We start from the raw sequence: 16,839 nt of genomic DNA, 5'->3' as shown, positions 1-16,839 counted from the left end.
CAAAGGGGAGTACCCTCTGCTTTAGAACGTTATTAAAAGTACACACTGTAATATAAATTGAAACGCCGTATACGAGACCCGTATGTACGGTGTTGTGAGAGGGGCGAAAATAAGTTAACTTATTTTCCCTCTACTCGATTTTCAAAAAGACAGTTGTTATAGATTTTTTTCCTTTGGAACACTAGCATTGCATAAAAAAAATATTACAGAGTCAAGTGAAATTAATTGGAATTATTATTAATTATTTTCCAATTAATAACTATACTCAATATTCAGTTTTTATTTGGTTTGTAATTTAGCCAAAAGGATAAGGGGGTCTTGTATGAAGGTTGTTCTTATCCATTTTTTTACATATTAGAAGTTTAGGTCTTAGGTTACGTCATTGTTTAAAAACCAGTCCTCCTCTTGTTCAATTTGCACTAGAATATTGTTGAAGATGCGCTCATGGTCAAGTAGTCGCCTTCGGCCCTTGGATGTTCGGTCTTTCTCTTTGAAAAGTACTTGGAGAAGGGCAGAAAAGCTTCTTCTCCAGTATTCGGCCAAGAATTCGAGCATGTCGAGAAGTTTTCCTTCATAATTAACTCTCTTTTTCATTAGTAACATTTTCCATTTCTTTTGGATCTATTTTTTTAAAAAAATAGATCCAAAATCTCTGATCCTTCGTTAGCTTTATGAAAACTAATTAAGGAGAGGATTACCATGGCAGCAAAGTTTGTTAGAGTATTGAGTCTTGTTTTTATCGTACTCGGAGTCATTGGTTTTTTCTTACCGTTAGAAGCCATTTTTCATTTAACTCCCGTGCATAATAGTGTACATCTACTCTCTGGTGTTATTGGTTTATGGGCAAGTAGTAGTGAGTCAAAAAGTGCTCTATACGCAAGAATCTTTGGACTTGTTTATCTAGGGGTTGCTGTTCTCGGACTGTTTACCCATGAATTCTTAGGAATTATTTTCTTATTAGCTGACAACATTCTTCACTTCATCATTGCATTCGCCTCTATTTATGTAGGCTTTGCATCGGCTTCAAAATCAAAAAATGCATCATCTGATAGGACATTATCGCAATAATAGATTTAGACCATAGGGTGCCCCCATCTCTATGGTCTTTTTACTTTTTAAAAAAAAGTAAACATAGCCCTTTTCTTTTTTTATATCCCAGTGCAGTTCGGTAGCAGAACATCTAAAAATTGTAAAAAAAGTATCTGGAATTACTTTCTCTTCCGAGTTTTTGTGCTATTATTTAAAAAGAATAAAAAATGAGAAAAGTCTAAAAGATCCTGTACAAAAAGGAGGACAAAAAGAGCAAAGAAGTTCAAGGAAGCGAAGTCTTCAGCTTCCTGCGCGTATGTTTTGTATACGTGAGGAGCGGAAAGACGAGCTGACGAAGAAATTCGAAGCTATTTTTGCCGGACTTTTTGAACATCCTCTAAAAGATAAAGCAAGGGGGACAAGTATGCCACGCATAGTCGAAATTTGTATGCAGTTTATCGTTGCATGTTTGGGAATTATTTTGGTCGGTGCACTGCCGTCTATATTTAATGGAACAAGTGGAGGGCTTGTTAGTTTTACAAGCTATTTTAGTACAGTGAAACAAATTGCTGAAGGAATAATGAATTATACAAGTCTTACATATGATTGGAATGGTGTGGAGAGAGAGCTGTTTCCTTTTCTATTTGAGCCTGTTCTCTATTCATTAACTCTACTACTAGGCGCGTTATTGATTGCCTATTTTATTTCAACGGCTCTAACCTATCTAACCATGTTAATACCGAGCAAGCATAGAGGGAAAACGAAGCTTTTTATCTATATATTTGAGTCACTTCCTGATATTTTCATTGTATTTATAATGCAGTTTTTCATTGTATTTTTCTATCAAAAAACCAATATATTATTAATTAATTTCGTGACCCTTTCAGAGGAAAGAGTCTACCTGCTGCCGATGCTATGCTTAGCTATCTTTCCTACCATTCAGCTTTATCGATTGAGTGTATTGCTGTTTGAACAAGAGTTGAAGAAGGACTATGTGGATTTGGCAAGAATGAAGGGTGTTTCATATCCTGCCATTCTACTTGTCCATATATTACGCAATGCTTCAGTCAGTTTGTTTTTCCAATCAAAGAAGATCGTCTGGTTTATGCTTTCTAACTTATTCATCATTGAGTATCTATTTAATATTTTCGGGATTACTCGTTTCTTAAGTAAATATATGTCACCTGAAATTTTTACAATGGGTATTCTCTTACTCTTTATTCCTATCTTCCTCCTCTATACTATTTTTGAATCATTACTGAAAAATAGAGTGAATGGAGGAGAGTCGTTATGATGAAAAAATTACTGACACAGCCTATGTTTTTAATTGGATTTCTCATTATTTCAGCTCTTCTTGTGTCGAGCTTTGTCTACACAGCCGTTTACAAAGACGAGGTTCCAAAAACATATTATGTCTATAATGAAGAGGGTGCCCTTGAAGCATCCTCTCCTCTGTCACCAAATAAAGACATTTGGTTTGGCACCGACGCACTTGGACTCCATATGTTAAATAAAATGATCATTGGAGCGAAGTATACGATTATTGCAGCCTTTATTATTGCCTTTTTACGAGTTGCAGTAGCCATTCCATTAGGAGTTCTTTTTAGCTCCTATTTAACAAGGTTCAGGAAAAACATAAACGGGTTTATTGATTCGTTTCACTATATTCCACTCAGTTTAATTGCTTATTATATCCTATATCCCGTTCTATGGATGGGGCCAGAAGGATTTCAGCACAGCTTCTTTGAGAGGGTTTCGATAGAAGTGATGGTCCTTACAATGCTAACTGTACCCATTTTGGCCGTCTTAATTGGAAATGAGAGCTCATCCCTAATGAAAAAGGACTTTATTATTAGTGCTCAAACCTTAGGTGCGAGCAAACTTCATATTATTAGAAGGCATATTCTTCCTTCTTTGAGAGAAAAGTTTGTCATTATGTTTGGGCAGCAGGTTATTCAAGTGTTACTCATACTCTCACACTTAGGACTTCTTCACTTGTTCTTTGGAGGCACTGTTGTTTCCTATGATCTACTTACCCCAGATCCACCAACTACCTTCTCGATGGAATGGTCAGGACTAATTGGAGATGCGCAACGTTATCTTCAAACAGCTATCTGGATTCCGTTGACACCGATCTTGTTCTTTGCCATTACAATCTACGCGGTGAACCTCATGACAGAGGGATTTACAAAGGTCAGCACAGGAGAAGGAAGACTGAAAAAGAAAAGTAGTTGGAAAATGACCTTCCAGGGCAAAAACCAAAGTGATGTTCTAATTACAGCAGCGAGTTTCGAACGGAAACAAAATAGTACGAAAACAGGATGAGCCAGCAAATGCTGGTTTTTTTGTACTGTCAGTTTACCTACCTTGTGACAAACAAAAAAACAGATAAAAAGTAAGCGATTTACAATAAACACTATGAAAGAAACCCACTACTTGGAGAAAAGTGTAATGAAAGCTAATAAACCCAGAATTTTGACAATTGGAATTTTTATTACATTTCTTATTGTTATTCACTATTTAAATCCCATAGTAAATCAAAATGCGGTCGATTCTTTTAATTATTTACCCAAGTTTATACTTACAGGAGTTATCGTTTTAGCATTAAATTACTTCATTTTACAAAATCAAATAAATAATTGGGGAAAAAAAGGGGTATTGATTTTTCATTCGACTTATTTTTTCATTGCCATTTTATTGATTTTTTTGATTATTTTTTCACTATTTTATAATCTTATACCATTGAATTATGTTGATTTTGTATTCTTTACAATTTGCTATTGTATACTAAAATCTTTTAAAAAAAGTTAAACAAATTTGATTAAAAGAGGTTTTTAGAGAGAATATAGAAAAATCTAGATGTTTATGCACCTAGATTTTTTTCCTCAAAAAGGATTCTGATGTAAGGAATAGGGCATATTGGAGAAAGTTATATAGGATTCACCAGACTAGGAAGAATATCAGGTAAACTTAGGGGCAAACAAAGATGTTTTAACCTTAAGTTGAAGGCTATTGATACAAAATCTCATTCCAATAAAAATAACTCTCACAGCGTCTCATAAGACTTGTTTCAAAAGTCTTAACGTTGGAAATGCGGAAAACATACGCTAAGCTAATTTCGACATGTATTAAATCGATTTTTCCTGCGATTTGAAGAACTGTTAGAAGATATAAATATTGATAATAAAACTTTAGGAACAATATTTATTAAAAAAGAGATTGAAGACTATATTATTTATTGAGTTTTGGTAACTGCAAAAAAAAGAAAAAATACGACAAAAGAATGAAACAAAACTTATCCTTTAAAAGGACACCATCAAGAGTATCTAAAAAAGACGACACTAAAATTCATCTTTTGAATTAGTGTCGTTTTTTTTATTTTAATCAAAATAAAGAAAACCGCCCGGATCTTGTCGAATATTCCAGCTATTCTACTCCGGAATATTGAACTTTTCAAAAGAAATCTATATACTTATAAAGTTATATAGGATAAGGACGTGGGATGCTTGAATCAAGCAGTAAGAATGCCTGTACACATCAACTTTTCTAGTGAAATAAATGACGGTGAAGATAAAGTTGATTTTTCATTTCAAACAATTGGTCAATACTACATAATGAACCATAAATCTTATTTAATGTTCGAGGAAAAGCTAGAGGATCAAGCTGAAGTGAACACGCTAATTAGGTGGTCAGAGGAAGAGGCTTGGATTAAACGGTCTGGTTCCGTAAACATGAGAGTTCTGTTTAAACTAAAGCAAGAAACTAGTGGGATCTACGAAACTCCTCAAGTGAAACTAGAAGTGAAGGCGCACACTGACAGGCTGATGCATTCATGGGACGAACGTGATAGATCAGGACTGTTTCAGTTGAAATATACACTATTTATGCAAGGTGAAAGTATCGGGACATATTCTTTAGAAATTCAATTTAAGGAGGAATAAGGCGATGAATGTTGTTGAACAAGTAAAAGAACGGTTAAAGGCAGAAATAAAAGAAGCCATTCTAAAAGCAGAATTAGCATCGGAAGACCAAATTCCAGAAATTATTCTTGAGCTGCCAAAAGACAAGACAAATGGTGACTATGCGACCAATATTGCCATGCAACTTGCTCGGGTAGCAAAGAAAGCACCTCGTGTTATTGCAGAGGAACTAGTGAGTCATTTTGACAGAACGAAGGCTTCTATTGAAAAAATTGAAATAGCAGGTCCTGGGTTTATTAATTTTTATATGGATAATCGTTATTTGGTGGATTTAATTCCGACTATTGTAGCAGCCGGGGATACATATGGACAAGCGTCGACTGGGAACCAAGTAAAAATCAATGTCGAGTTTGTCTCAGCTAACCCAACGGGAGACCTTCATTTAGGCCATGCACGTGGTGCGGCTGTTGGTGATACTCTTTGTAATATCTTAGAAAAAGCTGGCTATGAAGTAACAAGAGAATACTACATAAATGATGCAGGTAATCAGATTAATAACCTGGCACGCTCTATAGAAGCACGTTATTTTCAAGCGTTGGGATTAGAAAAGACTATGCCTGAGGATGGGTATCATGGTGCGGACATTATAGGAATTGGGAAAAAAATCGCTGACGAGTTTGGGGATCGCTTTGTTTTAGCGACAGATGAGGAACGCTATACCTTCTTACGTCAATATGGGTTAAAAGTAGAATTAGAAAAACTTCAAAAAGATTTAGAGAGCTTCCGGGTGCCCTTTCATGTTTGGTATTCAGAAACTTCTTTATATGAAAACGGGAAAATTGATGAAGCGTTAAAAACCTTACACGAACAAGGCAAGGTTTTTGAGGAGGACGGGGCTACTTGGTTGCGTTCTACCGATTTTGGTGACGATAAAGATCGTGTTTTAATTAAAAATGACGGGTCGTACACGTATTTAACCCCTGACATTGCCTATCATAAGGATAAGCTAGAGCGTGGTCATGACAAGCTTATCAATATTTGGGGAGCGGATCACCATGGGTATATTCCACGTATGAAGGCTGCTATTCAATCACTTGGTTATGGACCAGAGGCATTAGAGGTAGAAATTATCCAAATGGTTCAGCTTTACCAAAATGGTGAAAAGGTCAAAATGTCAAAACGAACAGGAAAGGCCGTAACCCTTCGTGAGTTAATGGACGAGGTCGGAGTCGACTCGATGCGTTATTTCTTTGCCATGAGAAGTGCGGATTCACATATGGACTTTGATATGGATCTGGCTGTTTCCAAATCAAATGAGAATCCAGTGTTCTACGCGCAATATGCTCATGCTCGTGTTTGCAGCATTTTACGACAAGGTGAAGAAATGAACATCCATGAGTCAGCCGAGTTAAACCTTGAACTAGCTCAATCTGAAAAAGAAATTGAATTGTTAAAGAAGCTAGGTGAATTCCCAGTAGCTGTTGCTGAAGCAGCAGAAAAGAGAATGCCGCACCGCATGACGAATTACGTATTTGAACTTTCCTCAGCTCTTCACAGTTTTTATAATGCCGAAAAAGTATTAGATGTGGAAAAGCTTGAGTTAAGCAAAGTTCGATATGCTTTAATGAAGGCTGTTCAAATTACGTTGAAAAATTCATTAGCTCTCATTGGTGTTACGGCTCCGGAGAAAATGTAAACCTTACCTCACTACTGAGCTTTACCCAAGGTTACCTTGTTTTATTTAGGTGATACTTACAATTTAGACTAGAAGTAACCTCTGAAAGGATGTCAATCATGAAGGAAGTCATATTATCATTACTAACAGGAACCGTAGTTGGTTTTCTATTCGCATTATTAAGACTACCCATCCCGGCACCTCCAGCACTTGCAGGAGTCACAGGCATTGTCGGTGTTTACTTAGGCTTCAAGCTTTTTAGCTGGGTAGCTCCGATGATACCGTGGATAAAATAGAAAAAAATCCTTCTCAGAGTTTAGAATGAGAAGGATTTTTTATTTCCAAAAAACGGAGCCACCGCTCACTCGTTTCACACCACGAATGCTAGAGATATCTTCGACTAGCTTTAAAGCAGCACGATCTTTTTCTTTAGCTTCAATCATGATATCAAAGTCAGTGCCTATTGACTTAGCAAGTGTTAAAAATGGCATGATAAATTCTAGGCTAACGAAATCTGAGTGATGTCTAAATTGCTTCTCGTTTTTAGGGGAGGAAATATGAACCTTTGGAATCAGACCGAAATGCTCCCACGTTTGGAAAACCTCAGGAAGAATCTCCTCGAGTGACTTTTCACAGGGATTCGCCATATGATGATGATAATCAAACAAGAGTGGAATTTTATGGTCTGTGCAAACTGCTAATGTTTCCGTTAGTGTGTACGTTTTATCATCATTTTCTAATGTCATCCTATTTTTTATAGAAGTGGGGAGAAGCTTAATATTTTCGTTAAATCTTTTTATGGCCTCTAGTTTATTTCCGTAAGCTCCTCCGACATGGATATTTAGTAAGGATTCATCTGCAATTCCCATCGCATTTAAAAGATTGAAGTGATACTCCATATCTCGCACAGCATTAAGAGTAACCTCAGAGCGGTCGCTAGTGAACAGAGTGAATTGATTAGGGTGAAAACTAACACGAAGCTTATACGCTTTTATATAGTCACCAAGGTCTTGTAAGTCCTCTAATAAATCGGATAGATAGTTCCAGTTTACTTCTGGATGGGTGGCTAAAGGAACAATGGAAGACGAGAGACGATACAACTCCATTTCATGCGCAATATTATAGAGCACTGCTCGTTTCGTATTACGAATATTAACCTTCGCAATTTCAACCAGCCTCGGAATACGCTCTTCTTTCCCAAGTTTTCTCCAATTTGTAAATGTGATCGTCTTAGAGGAAGAAGCATCCCACAATGAAAGAGCCTGAGAAACATAACCAAACCGAATACGCACAGGTGGTTTCCTCCCAACTGTTTAGTGCTTTAAAGGAATGGGGGCCTGGCCCCCATTCCTTTAAAGCGTTGAAGTGCCGTTTATAGAAATTTTGAAAGAATGGTGGAGATTTTTTCTTTTCCTCTTTGAAGAAGGGAACGTTTTTTTAAATCTTCTAATGTCAATTCTTCTGCAAAATCTAGATCTTTTTCTAAAGTTGATTTAACCAATTGGACGAATGGTTGGTCATAGATGAGACAATTGATTTCATGATTCAGGTAAAGGCTCCTCTTGTCAAAGTTGGCTGTGCCGATATCGCATATTTGTCCATCCTTCACAATAACCTTGGCATGAAAAAAGCCATAATAATATCGGTATACCTTACATCCTGCTTCAAGGAGTTGCTTAAAATAAGGAAATGCCGCTTCTCTCACAAAGAAATGGTCCGCTTTCATGGGTACGATGATCTTAACCACCACTCCACGATTTGCAGCTTCTATAAGATCGTTAAAAATAGTTTTCCCTGGAATAAAGTAAGGGGTCCCAATGATTAGTTCCTCTTTTGCAGTTTGAATCAACTCTTGAAAAATATGCTGTAAATAAGCTCCATCAGTAGGAACAAACTTATGTAAAATTTCACCTGTGAGCAATGGTGGGAAATATAAATCATTGAGGTGAAGTCTTTCCTTTGTCGAATCCTCCCAATCATGTAAAAACTGCTTTTGAAGGTCTTGAACACCCTCACCTTCAATTCTTAAGTGATAATCTCTCCAATCACCTAACTTAGGGTCTTGGCCAATATATTCTCTTCCTATGTTAAAGCCACCAATATATCCGACCTTGCCATCAATAACAGAGATCTTCCGATGGTTTCTTTCATTTAATGAATAAAAATAAAAGGGGAATTTTGGAATGTGACAAAACGTAAAAAATACTCCATTTTCACGAAGCTCTTTCATCTTTTTCTTTGATAATTTGTTACTACCTATTCGATCTAATAAGAGACGAACTTCAAGCCCTTGTTTTGCTTTGTCCATTAATAGCTCTAAGAATGCTTCACTGACTTTATCATCCTTCAAAATATAAAATAAGATATGGACATGCTTGGTTGCCTTTTCAATCTGTTGAAATAAATCATCATAAAGCTTTTGACCGGTATTAAATAAAGTAATCGTACTCTTTCGGAATGGGAATTCCTGTTTCAATATTCGTTTTATATGAAAATGCCTGCCAAGCTTGAAGTCAATTAATGCCCATAAAATGATAAAGAGGATGATCAGAAAGAAGATTACCATAACTTGGATCCCCCTAACAAATGGCTATTTTCCTACTATACTCTGCCTTTTAGTGTCACCTTATTGATAAGAATCAATGCACACGAATGAAATGTGTTGACTGAATGCTCATTCATATTATAATAGAAGTATGAACGCATGATGTCTGAATATTTATTACTGTTAAAATTGTTTGCGAAAGGGAGATAATCCCTTGAATAATCAATCATTATTACTTCACAGAAAGGGGTCAACCAATGAGTCCACTACTATGGATTAACTTATTTGCATTTTTGATTGTAACCGCTTACGCTGTTTACTTGTTTGTATATTTAGTTCAATCACGTCTTGCTTTTATTAAGCTCGGAAAAAAAGTTGAGTTTGATGGTCAGCTTAAAGAGCGATTGAATAAAATATGGGTGAACGTTTTTGGGCAAAAGAAACTATTAAAGGATAAAAAAAGCGGAATTATACACATTATGTTCTTTTATGGCTTTATACTTGTCCAATTTGGTGCCCTTGATTTTATTTGGAAGGGGCTAGCTCCTGGTCAGCATTTGCCACTAGGTCCTTTATATCCTGCTTTTACATTCTTCCAAGAGCTTGTTTCCTTAATGATCTTAGTTGCAGTAGTATGGGCGTTCCATCGTCGCTACGTTGAAAAGCTAGTTCGTTTAAAAAGAGGCTTTAAGTCTGGTCTAGTTCTTCTTTTCATCGGTGGCTTAATGATATCTGTATTGATGGGAAATGGAATGGGGATTATCTGGCATCAGCATGAACTAACATGGAGTGAACCAATTGCTTCAAGTATTGCTTTTATCTTAAGTGGAATGGGTGAAACAGCTTCAATAGTTGTGTTTTACATTTCATGGTGGATTCATTTACTGTTCCTACTAACGTTTTTAGTATATGTTCCTCAATCCAAGCATGCTCACTTAATTGCAGGGCCTGCGAATGTATTCTTTAATCGTCTTTCAAAACCTGGTAAATTAGAGAAAATTAATTTCGAGGATGAGACACAGGAATCATTTGGTGTAGGTAAAATTGAGGATTTCACTCAAAATCAATTAACTGATTTATATGCCTGTGTGGAATGTGGACGTTGTACGAATATGTGTCCTGCAACAGGGACCGGGAAAATGCTGTCACCGATGGATTTGATTTTAAAGTTGCGTGATCATTTGACTAATACGGGAGCTGCTGTTACGTCAAGAACTCCGTGGGTCCCAGCTGTTGCGTTTTCAAACACGCAAGGAAACCAAATTGCTATGATGGCAGCGGGTAAAGGTGTCACTGAATCTGCTGGTGCACTTGATATGTACAGCCCTAGCTTAATTGGGGATGTCATTACAGAAGAGGAAATCTGGGCGTGTACAACCTGTCGTAACTGTGAAGATCAATGTCCGGTTATGAATGAACATGTGGACAAAATCATTGACCTTCGTCGTTATCTTGTTTTAACAGAAGGAAAAATGGATCCAGATGCCCAACGTGCGATGACCAATATTGAGCGACAAGGAAATCCATGGGGATTAAACCGAAAAGAGCGTGAGGATTGGAGAACAGCCCGCGAGGATGTCATTATTCCAACGGTTAAAGAAGTGAAAAAGGCTGGAGAAGAGTTTGAATACCTATTTTGGGTTGGCTCAATGGGTTCATACGATAATCGTAGTCAAAAAATTGCTCTTTCATTTGCAAAGCTTTTAAATGAAGCAGGTGTGAAGTTTGCGATCTTAGGTAATAAGGAGAAGAACTCTGGTGACACACCACGACGCTTAGGAAATGAATTTTTGTTCCAAGAGCTTGCTGCGAAAAATATAGAAGAGTTCCAGAGTAACGAAGTGAAGAAAATCGTTACAATCGATCCTCATGCTTATAACATTTTCAAAAACGAATATCCTGATTTTGGTCTTGAAGCAGAGGTGTATCACCATACAGAGCTTTTAGCTGAACTAGTAAAAGAGGGACGTCTAAAGCCAAAGTATGAAGTGAACGAGACCGTAACCTTCCATGATTCTTGTTATTTAGGGCGTTATAACGAGGTATATGATCCACCACGCGAAATCCTAAAGGCAATACCTGGGGTAAAGCTTGTGGAAATGGAGCGAAATCGTGAAACAGGAATGTGCTGTGGAGCTGGTGGAGGTCTAATGTGGATGGAAGAACATTCGGGTACCCGTGTGAACGTTGCGAGAACTGAACAAGCCTTAGCGGTGAATCCATCTATCATCAGCAGTGGATGTCCTTACTGCTTAACGATGATCAGTGACGGAACCAAGGCGAAGGAAGTAGAAGAGACAGTGCAAACACTGGATGTTGTTGAAATTCTTGAGAAATCAGTTGTTGGCGAGATAAAAGAAATCGCGTCGTAAGACTAGCAAACTATGAATATAGTATAGGTGTGGTGTGTGGATGACGCACACCCACTTTTATGGATTTCAATCGAGCGAGCGTTCAATCGGATTTCTGACAAGCGTGAATTTTGAAATAGAGAGAAATACGTTGTAAGCGTTTACTATTACTTTTTTGAGGGGGACAAAAAATGAGTAAAACAGTTATTTTAAGTGGAGTTCGTACACCTTTTGGCAAATTTGGTGGCGGGTTAAGTACGTTTTCAGCCGCTCAACTTGGTGGACTTGTTATTAAGGAAGCATTAATTAGAGCGAATGTGGAATCAAAAGATGTGCAAGAAGTGATCCTCGGAACAGTTTTACAAGGAGGGCAAGGGCAAATCCCTTCACGTCAGGCAGCAAGATATGCCGGAATTCCTTGGGAAGTTAAAACGGAAACAATTAATAAAGTCTGTGCGTCTGGAATGCGAAGTGTCACTTTAGCTGACCAGATTATTCGTTCTGGTGACGAAGAGGTTATTGTGGCGGGTGGAATGGAGTCCATGAGCAATGCCCCTTATATTATGCCTAAAGCAAGATGGGGTCTTCGAATGGGTGATTCTCCAATGATCGACCTGGTGGTTCATGATGGATTAACTTGTTCGTTTGATGGAGTACACATGGGGACATATGGTAATGGAGTGGCCAAGGAGCTAGAGTTAACGCGAGCTGACCAGGATGCATGGGCTCTTCGTAGTCATATGTTGGCAGTGAAAGCCGCAGAAGAGGGCATCTTAGCAGAAGAAATCATTCCCGTAGAGGTTCCAGTTCGTAAAGGTACTCCAATTGTAGTGAAAGATGACGAATCACCAAGAAAAAATTCTACTATTGATGCATTAAGCAAGCTTCGCCCTGCATTTGGGGCAGACGGAACAATCACAGCAGGTAATGCTCCTGGTATAAATGACGGTGCAGCTGCACTTGTTTTGATGAGTGAAGAACGAGCCATCCGTGAAGGGAGAGAGCCGTTAGCTGTTATTGTGGGCCATGCAGCCATCGCAACCGAAGCAAAGGACTTCCCTAAAACACCAGGGATCGTCATTAATGAACTACTAAAAAAAACAGGCAAGAGTCTTCTGGATATTGATTTATTTGAAGTAAATGAAGCATTCGCTGCTGTTGCACTTGCAAGTGGAAAGATTGCAGGTCTAGATCCTGAAAAGGTAAACGTGAACGGTGGAGCAGTCGCTCTAGGCCATCCAATCGGAGCAAGTGGAGCACGAATCATTCTCACACTAGCTCACGAACTAAAGCGCAGAGGCGGAGGAATCGGCATCGCCTCCATCTGCAGCGGCGGAGGCCAAGGCGACGCCATCATGATCCAAGTAACGCGTTAAAGGAGTGGGGGCCTGTCCCCCACTGAGTTAAAGCGGTGAAGCGGTGGGGGTCAGGCCCCTATCTAGCTAAAGCGATAAAGTGTTTACAAGAGGAGGAATAGAAGCATGAACGTGCAAAGAATAATGGTCATTGGTGCTGGGCAGATGGGATCAGGAATTGCCCAAGTGTGTGCAATGGCAGGATATAATGTGTTCTTACATGACCTAAAGATTGAGTTTGTTGAAAAGGGAATTGGGATCATTAATAAAAATTTGTCTCGTCAGGTTGAAAAAGGACGAATGGCAGACGAAGAGAAATCAAAAATACTTGGAAGAATCACAGTCTCAACAGAGTTTTCAAATGCTAAAGAGGTTGACCTTGTTATTGAAGCTGCTGTCGAGAATATGCAGATTAAATGTAAAATTTTTGCTGAACTTGATGAAATTACTCCAGCTCATACGATTTTAGCAACCAATACATCCTCACTACCGATTACAGAAATTGCAGCCGCCACAAAGCGTCCTGAAAAGGTCATTGGCATGCATTTTATGAATCCAGTACCTGTAATGAAGCTCGTCGAGATCATTCGTGGGCTAGCTACAGCAGATGAGGTATATAGCACCATTGAAGAGATTACTAGAAAGCTCGGGAAAGTACCTGTTGAAGTAAATGACTTCCCAGGGTTTGTTGCAAACCGTATCCTCATGCCTATGATAAACGAAGCAATCTATACGGTATATGAGGGAGTTGCTTCAGTAGAAGCCATTGACGACGTAATGAAGCTCGGAATGAATCATCCAATGGGACCACTTACACTTGCAGACTTTATTGGTCTAGATACTTGTCTTTACATTATGGAAACCTTACACGAAGGTTTTGGAGACGACAAATACCGTCCATGTCCATTACTTCGTAAATACGTCAAAGCAGGCTGGCTAGGGAAGAAATCAGGCAGAGGGTTTTACACATATGGGTAAGTCGATAGTTTAACGCTTTAAAGCTTTAAAACACTGGGGGCCAGGCCCTCAGTGTGGTAATGCGTTAAAGCACTGGGGGTCAGGCCCCCATTGCGTTAGTGCGATAAAGGAGGTAAGACTGCATGGATTTACGGTTTACGGATGAGCAAGAGATGATGAGGAAGATGGTTCGGGATTTTGCGGAGACGGAGATTGCTCCGTTTGTAGAGCGAATGGAAGCAGGGGAGTTTCCTAGGAGCGTCTTGAAGAAGATGGGGGAGCTCGGACTTATGGGAATCCCTATTCCTGAACAATATGGTGGAGCAGAGATGGATTTTATGTCCTACATTATCGCCATACATGAAATCTCTAAAGTAAGTGCAACAATGGGGGTTATTCTATCCGTTCATACGTCTGTTGGAACGAATCCGATTCTCTATTTTGGAACAGAAGAACAGAAGAAAAAGTACATTCCAAAGCTTGCTTCAGGTGAATATTTAGGTGCTTTTGCCCTAACGGAGCCTGGTGCAGGATCTGACGCAGGTAGCCTGAAAACCCGTGCTGTATTAAATAACAATCACTATATGATAAATGGTTCAAAGGTTTTCATCACTAATGGTGGGGAGGCAGACACCTACATCGTGTTTGCTTCAACAGATCCTGAAGCAGGAAGTAAAGGAATAACAGCCTTTATTGTAGATAAGGATACACCTGGACTGATTATCGGAAAAGATGAACATAAAATGGGGTTACATGGTTCTAGAACAGTTCAACTAACCTTTGAGGATGCAAAAGTTCCAGTAGAGAACCTTCTTGGATCAGAAGGTGAGGGTTTTAAGGTAGCCTTGGCAAACTTAGATGTTGGACGAATTGGAATTGCTGCCCAAGCATTAGGTATAGCTGAAGCTGCTTTAGAGCACTCCATTTCCTATGCAAAGGATCGTAAGCAATTCGGTAAACCAATCATTGACCAGCAAGGAATTGGCTTTAAGATTGCAGATATGGCAACTAATGTTGAAGCAGCAAGGCTTTTAACATATAGAGCGGCATCCCTACGCATGCAGGGTCAGTCATGTGGACTAGAAGCATCCATTGCCAAGCTGTTCGCTTCAAAAACAGCTGTCGAGGTATCCATCGAAGCCATTCAAGTATACGGAGGCTATGGGTATACAAAGGATTACCCTGTTGAACGCTTCTTCCGTGATGCAAAAATCACAGAAATTTATGAAGGAACAAGTGAGATACAGCGTCTAGTAATTAGCAAAAAGTTGTAATTAGGGACTCATGGACAAGTAGAGACTACTAATAAAGTCCACTATTTTCTTAAGGTTCTGCTTAACCTGGGCTGTTGATTGTAGCGAGGGGATGCACCATACCACGGGGCGGCGAAAAAGGAAGGTTATTTTCACTATCGTGAAAAAGCCTACTACGGCGCCATAGGATGGAAGGTTATTTTCACTATCGTGAAAAAGCCTACTACGGCGCCATAGGATGGAAGGCTATTTTCACTATCATGAAAAAGCCTACTTCGGCGCCATAGTATGGAAGGCTATTTTCACTATCGTGAAAAAGCCTACTTCGGCGCCATAGGATGGAAGGCTATTTTCACTATCGTGAAAAAGCCTAGGTCTCACCTGTTCCGCTGCTCTTAGCAAGGAGTCTCGCAACTTTCGCTCCAATCAACACGGTTGAAAAAAATAATGTCTTTTAAAACATTCTCTAAATTATTTACAATTACTAAGTTATGAATTCAGTGGTCTAGCACAGGTACCCATCCACTTGACCCATATAAGGAGGAAATGATAATGAATTTTAAGTTGTCAGAAGAGCATGAAATGATTCGAAAGATGGTACGTGATTTTGCGAGGAATGAGGTCGCTCCGACAGCTGCTGTGCGTGATGAAGAGGAACGCTTTGATATGGATATTTTTAATAAGATGGCGGAGCTTGGGTTAACGGGGATTCCTTGGCCAGAAGAGTATGGTGGAATTGGTAGTGATTATTTAGCCTATGTAATTGCCGTTGAAGAATTATCACGCGTTTGTGCTTCAACAGGAGTTACTCTTTCTGCGCACACGTCGCTTGCTGGCTGGCCTGTGTTTAAATTTGGGACTGAGGAGCAAAAGCAAAAGTATCTTCGTCCAATGGCAGAGGGAAAATCAATCGGTGGCTACGGGTTAACTGAGCCTAGTTCAGGTTCTGATGCGGGCGGTATGAGAACGAATGCTAAAAAGGATGGAAATGACTATATCCTCAATGGAGCTAAGATCTTCATCACAAACGGTGGTATTGCTGATTTTTATATCGTTTTCGCTGTAACCGATCCTGAGCAAAAAACAAAAGGAACGACAGCCTTTATCGTAGAAAAAGACTTCCCTGGCTTCTCGGTCGGAAAAAAGGAATCGAAACTTGGAATTCGTTCATCTCCTACGACAGAAATCATTTTCGAAGACTGCCGTGTGCCAGCAGAAAACATACTTGGGAGTGTAGGCATGGGCTTCAAAGTCGCCATGATGACACTTGATGGCGGACGTAACGGAATTGCTGCTCAAGCTGTGGGTATTGCTCAAGGTGCTCTAGATGCAGCTGTTGAATATGCGAAGGAACGTAAACAATTCGGTAGACCGATCATTGAACAACAAGGAATTGGTTTTAAATTAGCTGATATGGCAACAAGCATTGAAGCTGCTAGATTACTAACGTACCAGGCTGCTTGGTTAGAATCTGAAGGATTACCATATGGGAAAGAATCTGCTATGTCTAAATTGTTCGCAGGAGACGCAGCAATGAAGGTGACAACAGAGGCCGTTCAAGTTTTTGGTGGATATGGCTATACAAAGGATTATCCAGTCGAACGTTTTATGCGTGATGCAAAAATCACACAAATATATGAGGGAACTCAGGAAATCCAACGTCTAGTAATTTCAAGAATGCTTGCAAAATAATGCTTAGAGAATGGGAGCATTTGATTGTATTAGTACATCTTTTACAGCTAGCTCCTTCCTCT

Annotated in this window: 14 protein-coding genes; 11 read left to right on the top strand and 3 right to left on the bottom strand. The window is 39.1% G+C overall.

The genetic code is table 11. From position 1 onward, the window contains the following. Nucleotides 1-369 precede the first annotated feature (369 nt). Nucleotides 370-594, bottom strand: a complete 225-nt coding sequence (locus ACOI1C_RS07430; protein WP_422509500.1) for a hypothetical protein — start codon at nt 592-594, stop codon at nt 370-372. A 105-nt stretch (nt 595-699) separates the two neighbouring features. Between ACOI1C_RS07430 and ACOI1C_RS07425 the strand changes: the two genes are divergently transcribed. The 6 genes from ACOI1C_RS07425 to ACOI1C_RS07400 all read left to right on the top strand — a co-directional run bounded on the left by ACOI1C_RS07425 (nt 700) and on the right by ACOI1C_RS07400 (nt 6,920). Continuing rightward, nucleotides 700-1,068 (top strand): DUF4383 domain-containing protein, encoded by a 369-nt coding sequence (locus ACOI1C_RS07425; RefSeq protein WP_422509498.1) that lies wholly within the window; start codon nt 700-702, stop codon nt 1,066-1,068. A 277-nt stretch (nt 1,069-1,345) separates the two neighbouring features. After that, nucleotides 1,346-2,323, top strand: coding sequence for an ABC transporter permease subunit (locus ACOI1C_RS07420; RefSeq protein WP_422509496.1), 978 nt, complete (start codon nt 1,346-1,348; stop codon nt 2,321-2,323). After that, the gene (locus tag ACOI1C_RS07415) at nt 2,320-3,354 is read left to right on the top strand and encodes an ABC transporter permease (protein WP_422509494.1); all 1,035 of its coding nucleotides are present in this window, start codon (nt 2,320-2,322) and stop codon (nt 3,352-3,354) included. The genes ACOI1C_RS07420 and ACOI1C_RS07415 overlap by 4 nt, the downstream gene beginning before the upstream one ends. 1,181 nt (nt 3,355-4,535) lie before the next feature. Continuing rightward, a complete protein-coding gene (locus ACOI1C_RS07410; RefSeq protein WP_422509492.1) occupies nt 4,536-4,970 on the top strand; it encodes a DUF1934 domain-containing protein in 435 nt (144 codons plus the stop codon). 4 nt (nt 4,971-4,974) lie between these two features. Next, the gene (gene argS, locus ACOI1C_RS07405) at nt 4,975-6,645 is read left to right on the top strand and encodes an arginine--tRNA ligase (protein ID WP_422509490.1); all 1,671 of its coding nucleotides are present in this window, start codon (nt 4,975-4,977) and stop codon (nt 6,643-6,645) included. A gap of 98 nt (nt 6,646-6,743) precedes the next feature. Then, complete coding sequence (locus ACOI1C_RS07400) at nt 6,744-6,920, top strand: XapX domain-containing protein (protein WP_422509488.1); 177 nt, start codon at nt 6,744-6,746, stop codon at nt 6,918-6,920. A gap of 39 nt (nt 6,921-6,959) precedes the next feature. Here the strand turns inward: ACOI1C_RS07400 and uvsE are convergent, their stop codons facing one another. Beyond that, nucleotides 6,960-7,916: a UV DNA damage repair endonuclease UvsE gene (gene uvsE, locus ACOI1C_RS07395; RefSeq protein ID WP_422509486.1), complete on the bottom strand. Its 957-nt coding sequence runs from the start codon at nt 7,914-7,916 to the stop codon at nt 6,960-6,962. Between the two features lie 80 nt (nt 7,917-7,996). Then, entirely contained in the window at nt 7,997-9,190 is a 1,194-nt protein-coding gene (cls, locus tag ACOI1C_RS07390) for a cardiolipin synthase (protein WP_422509484.1), read from the bottom strand. A gap of 236 nt (nt 9,191-9,426) precedes the next feature. Here cls and ACOI1C_RS07385 point away from each other — a divergent pair, with 236 nt between their 5' ends. The 5 genes from ACOI1C_RS07385 (at nt 9,427) to ACOI1C_RS07365 (ending at nt 16,777) form a co-directional block, all read left to right on the top strand. Beyond that, nucleotides 9,427-11,541, top strand: coding sequence for a (Fe-S)-binding protein (locus ACOI1C_RS07385; RefSeq protein ID WP_422509482.1), 2,115 nt, complete (start codon nt 9,427-9,429; stop codon nt 11,539-11,541). 170 nt (nt 11,542-11,711) lie between these two features. Then, nucleotides 11,712-12,896 carry an acetyl-CoA C-acetyltransferase gene (locus ACOI1C_RS07380; protein WP_422509480.1) on the top strand — a complete coding sequence of 395 codons (1,185 nt, stop codon included), beginning with the start codon at nt 11,712-11,714 and terminating at the stop codon, nt 12,894-12,896. A 105-nt stretch (nt 12,897-13,001) separates the two neighbouring features. After that, complete coding sequence (locus ACOI1C_RS07375) at nt 13,002-13,853, top strand: 3-hydroxybutyryl-CoA dehydrogenase (RefSeq protein ID WP_422509479.1); 852 nt, start codon at nt 13,002-13,004, stop codon at nt 13,851-13,853. A 122-nt stretch (nt 13,854-13,975) separates the two neighbouring features. Further along, nucleotides 13,976-15,106, top strand: a complete 1,131-nt coding sequence (locus ACOI1C_RS07370; RefSeq protein WP_422509477.1) for an acyl-CoA dehydrogenase — start codon at nt 13,976-13,978, stop codon at nt 15,104-15,106. Nucleotides 15,107-15,637: 531 nt separating this feature from the next. Further along, nucleotides 15,638-16,777 carry an acyl-CoA dehydrogenase gene (locus ACOI1C_RS07365; RefSeq protein ID WP_422509475.1) on the top strand — a complete coding sequence of 380 codons (1,140 nt, stop codon included), beginning with the start codon at nt 15,638-15,640 and terminating at the stop codon, nt 16,775-16,777. The last annotated feature ends 62 nt before the right edge of the window (nt 16,778-16,839 follow it).

It is taken from the genome of Bacillus sp. DJP31 (assembly GCF_049310945.1).
GTDB lineage: Bacteria > Bacillota > Bacilli > Bacillales > SA4 > Bacillus_BS.
This window is presented reverse-complemented; position numbering and strand designations above follow the sequence as displayed.

Coding starts and splice junctions, on each gene's coding strand:
- cls (WP_422509484.1), bottom strand. CDS start 9,190: ATGGTAATCTTCTTTCTGATCATCCTCTTTATCATTTTATGGGCATTA.
- ACOI1C_RS07385 (WP_422509482.1), top strand. CDS start 9,427: ATGAGTCCACTACTATGGATTAACTTATTTGCATTTTTGATTGTAACC.
- ACOI1C_RS07420 (WP_422509496.1), top strand. CDS start 1,346: ATGTTTTGTATACGTGAGGAGCGGAAAGACGAGCTGACGAAGAAATTC.
- ACOI1C_RS07415 (WP_422509494.1), top strand. CDS start 2,320: ATGATGAAAAAATTACTGACACAGCCTATGTTTTTAATTGGATTTCTC.
- argS (WP_422509490.1), top strand. CDS start 4,975: ATGAATGTTGTTGAACAAGTAAAAGAACGGTTAAAGGCAGAAATAAAA.
- ACOI1C_RS07375 (WP_422509479.1), top strand. CDS start 13,002: ATGAACGTGCAAAGAATAATGGTCATTGGTGCTGGGCAGATGGGATCA.
- ACOI1C_RS07430 (WP_422509500.1), bottom strand. CDS start 594: ATGAAAAAGAGAGTTAATTATGAAGGAAAACTTCTCGACATGCTCGAA.
- ACOI1C_RS07400 (WP_422509488.1), top strand. CDS start 6,744: ATGAAGGAAGTCATATTATCATTACTAACAGGAACCGTAGTTGGTTTT.
- ACOI1C_RS07370 (WP_422509477.1), top strand. CDS start 13,976: ATGGATTTACGGTTTACGGATGAGCAAGAGATGATGAGGAAGATGGTT.
- ACOI1C_RS07380 (WP_422509480.1), top strand. CDS start 11,712: ATGAGTAAAACAGTTATTTTAAGTGGAGTTCGTACACCTTTTGGCAAA.
- ACOI1C_RS07425 (WP_422509498.1), top strand. CDS start 700: ATGGCAGCAAAGTTTGTTAGAGTATTGAGTCTTGTTTTTATCGTACTC.
- ACOI1C_RS07365 (WP_422509475.1), top strand. CDS start 15,638: ATGAATTTTAAGTTGTCAGAAGAGCATGAAATGATTCGAAAGATGGTA.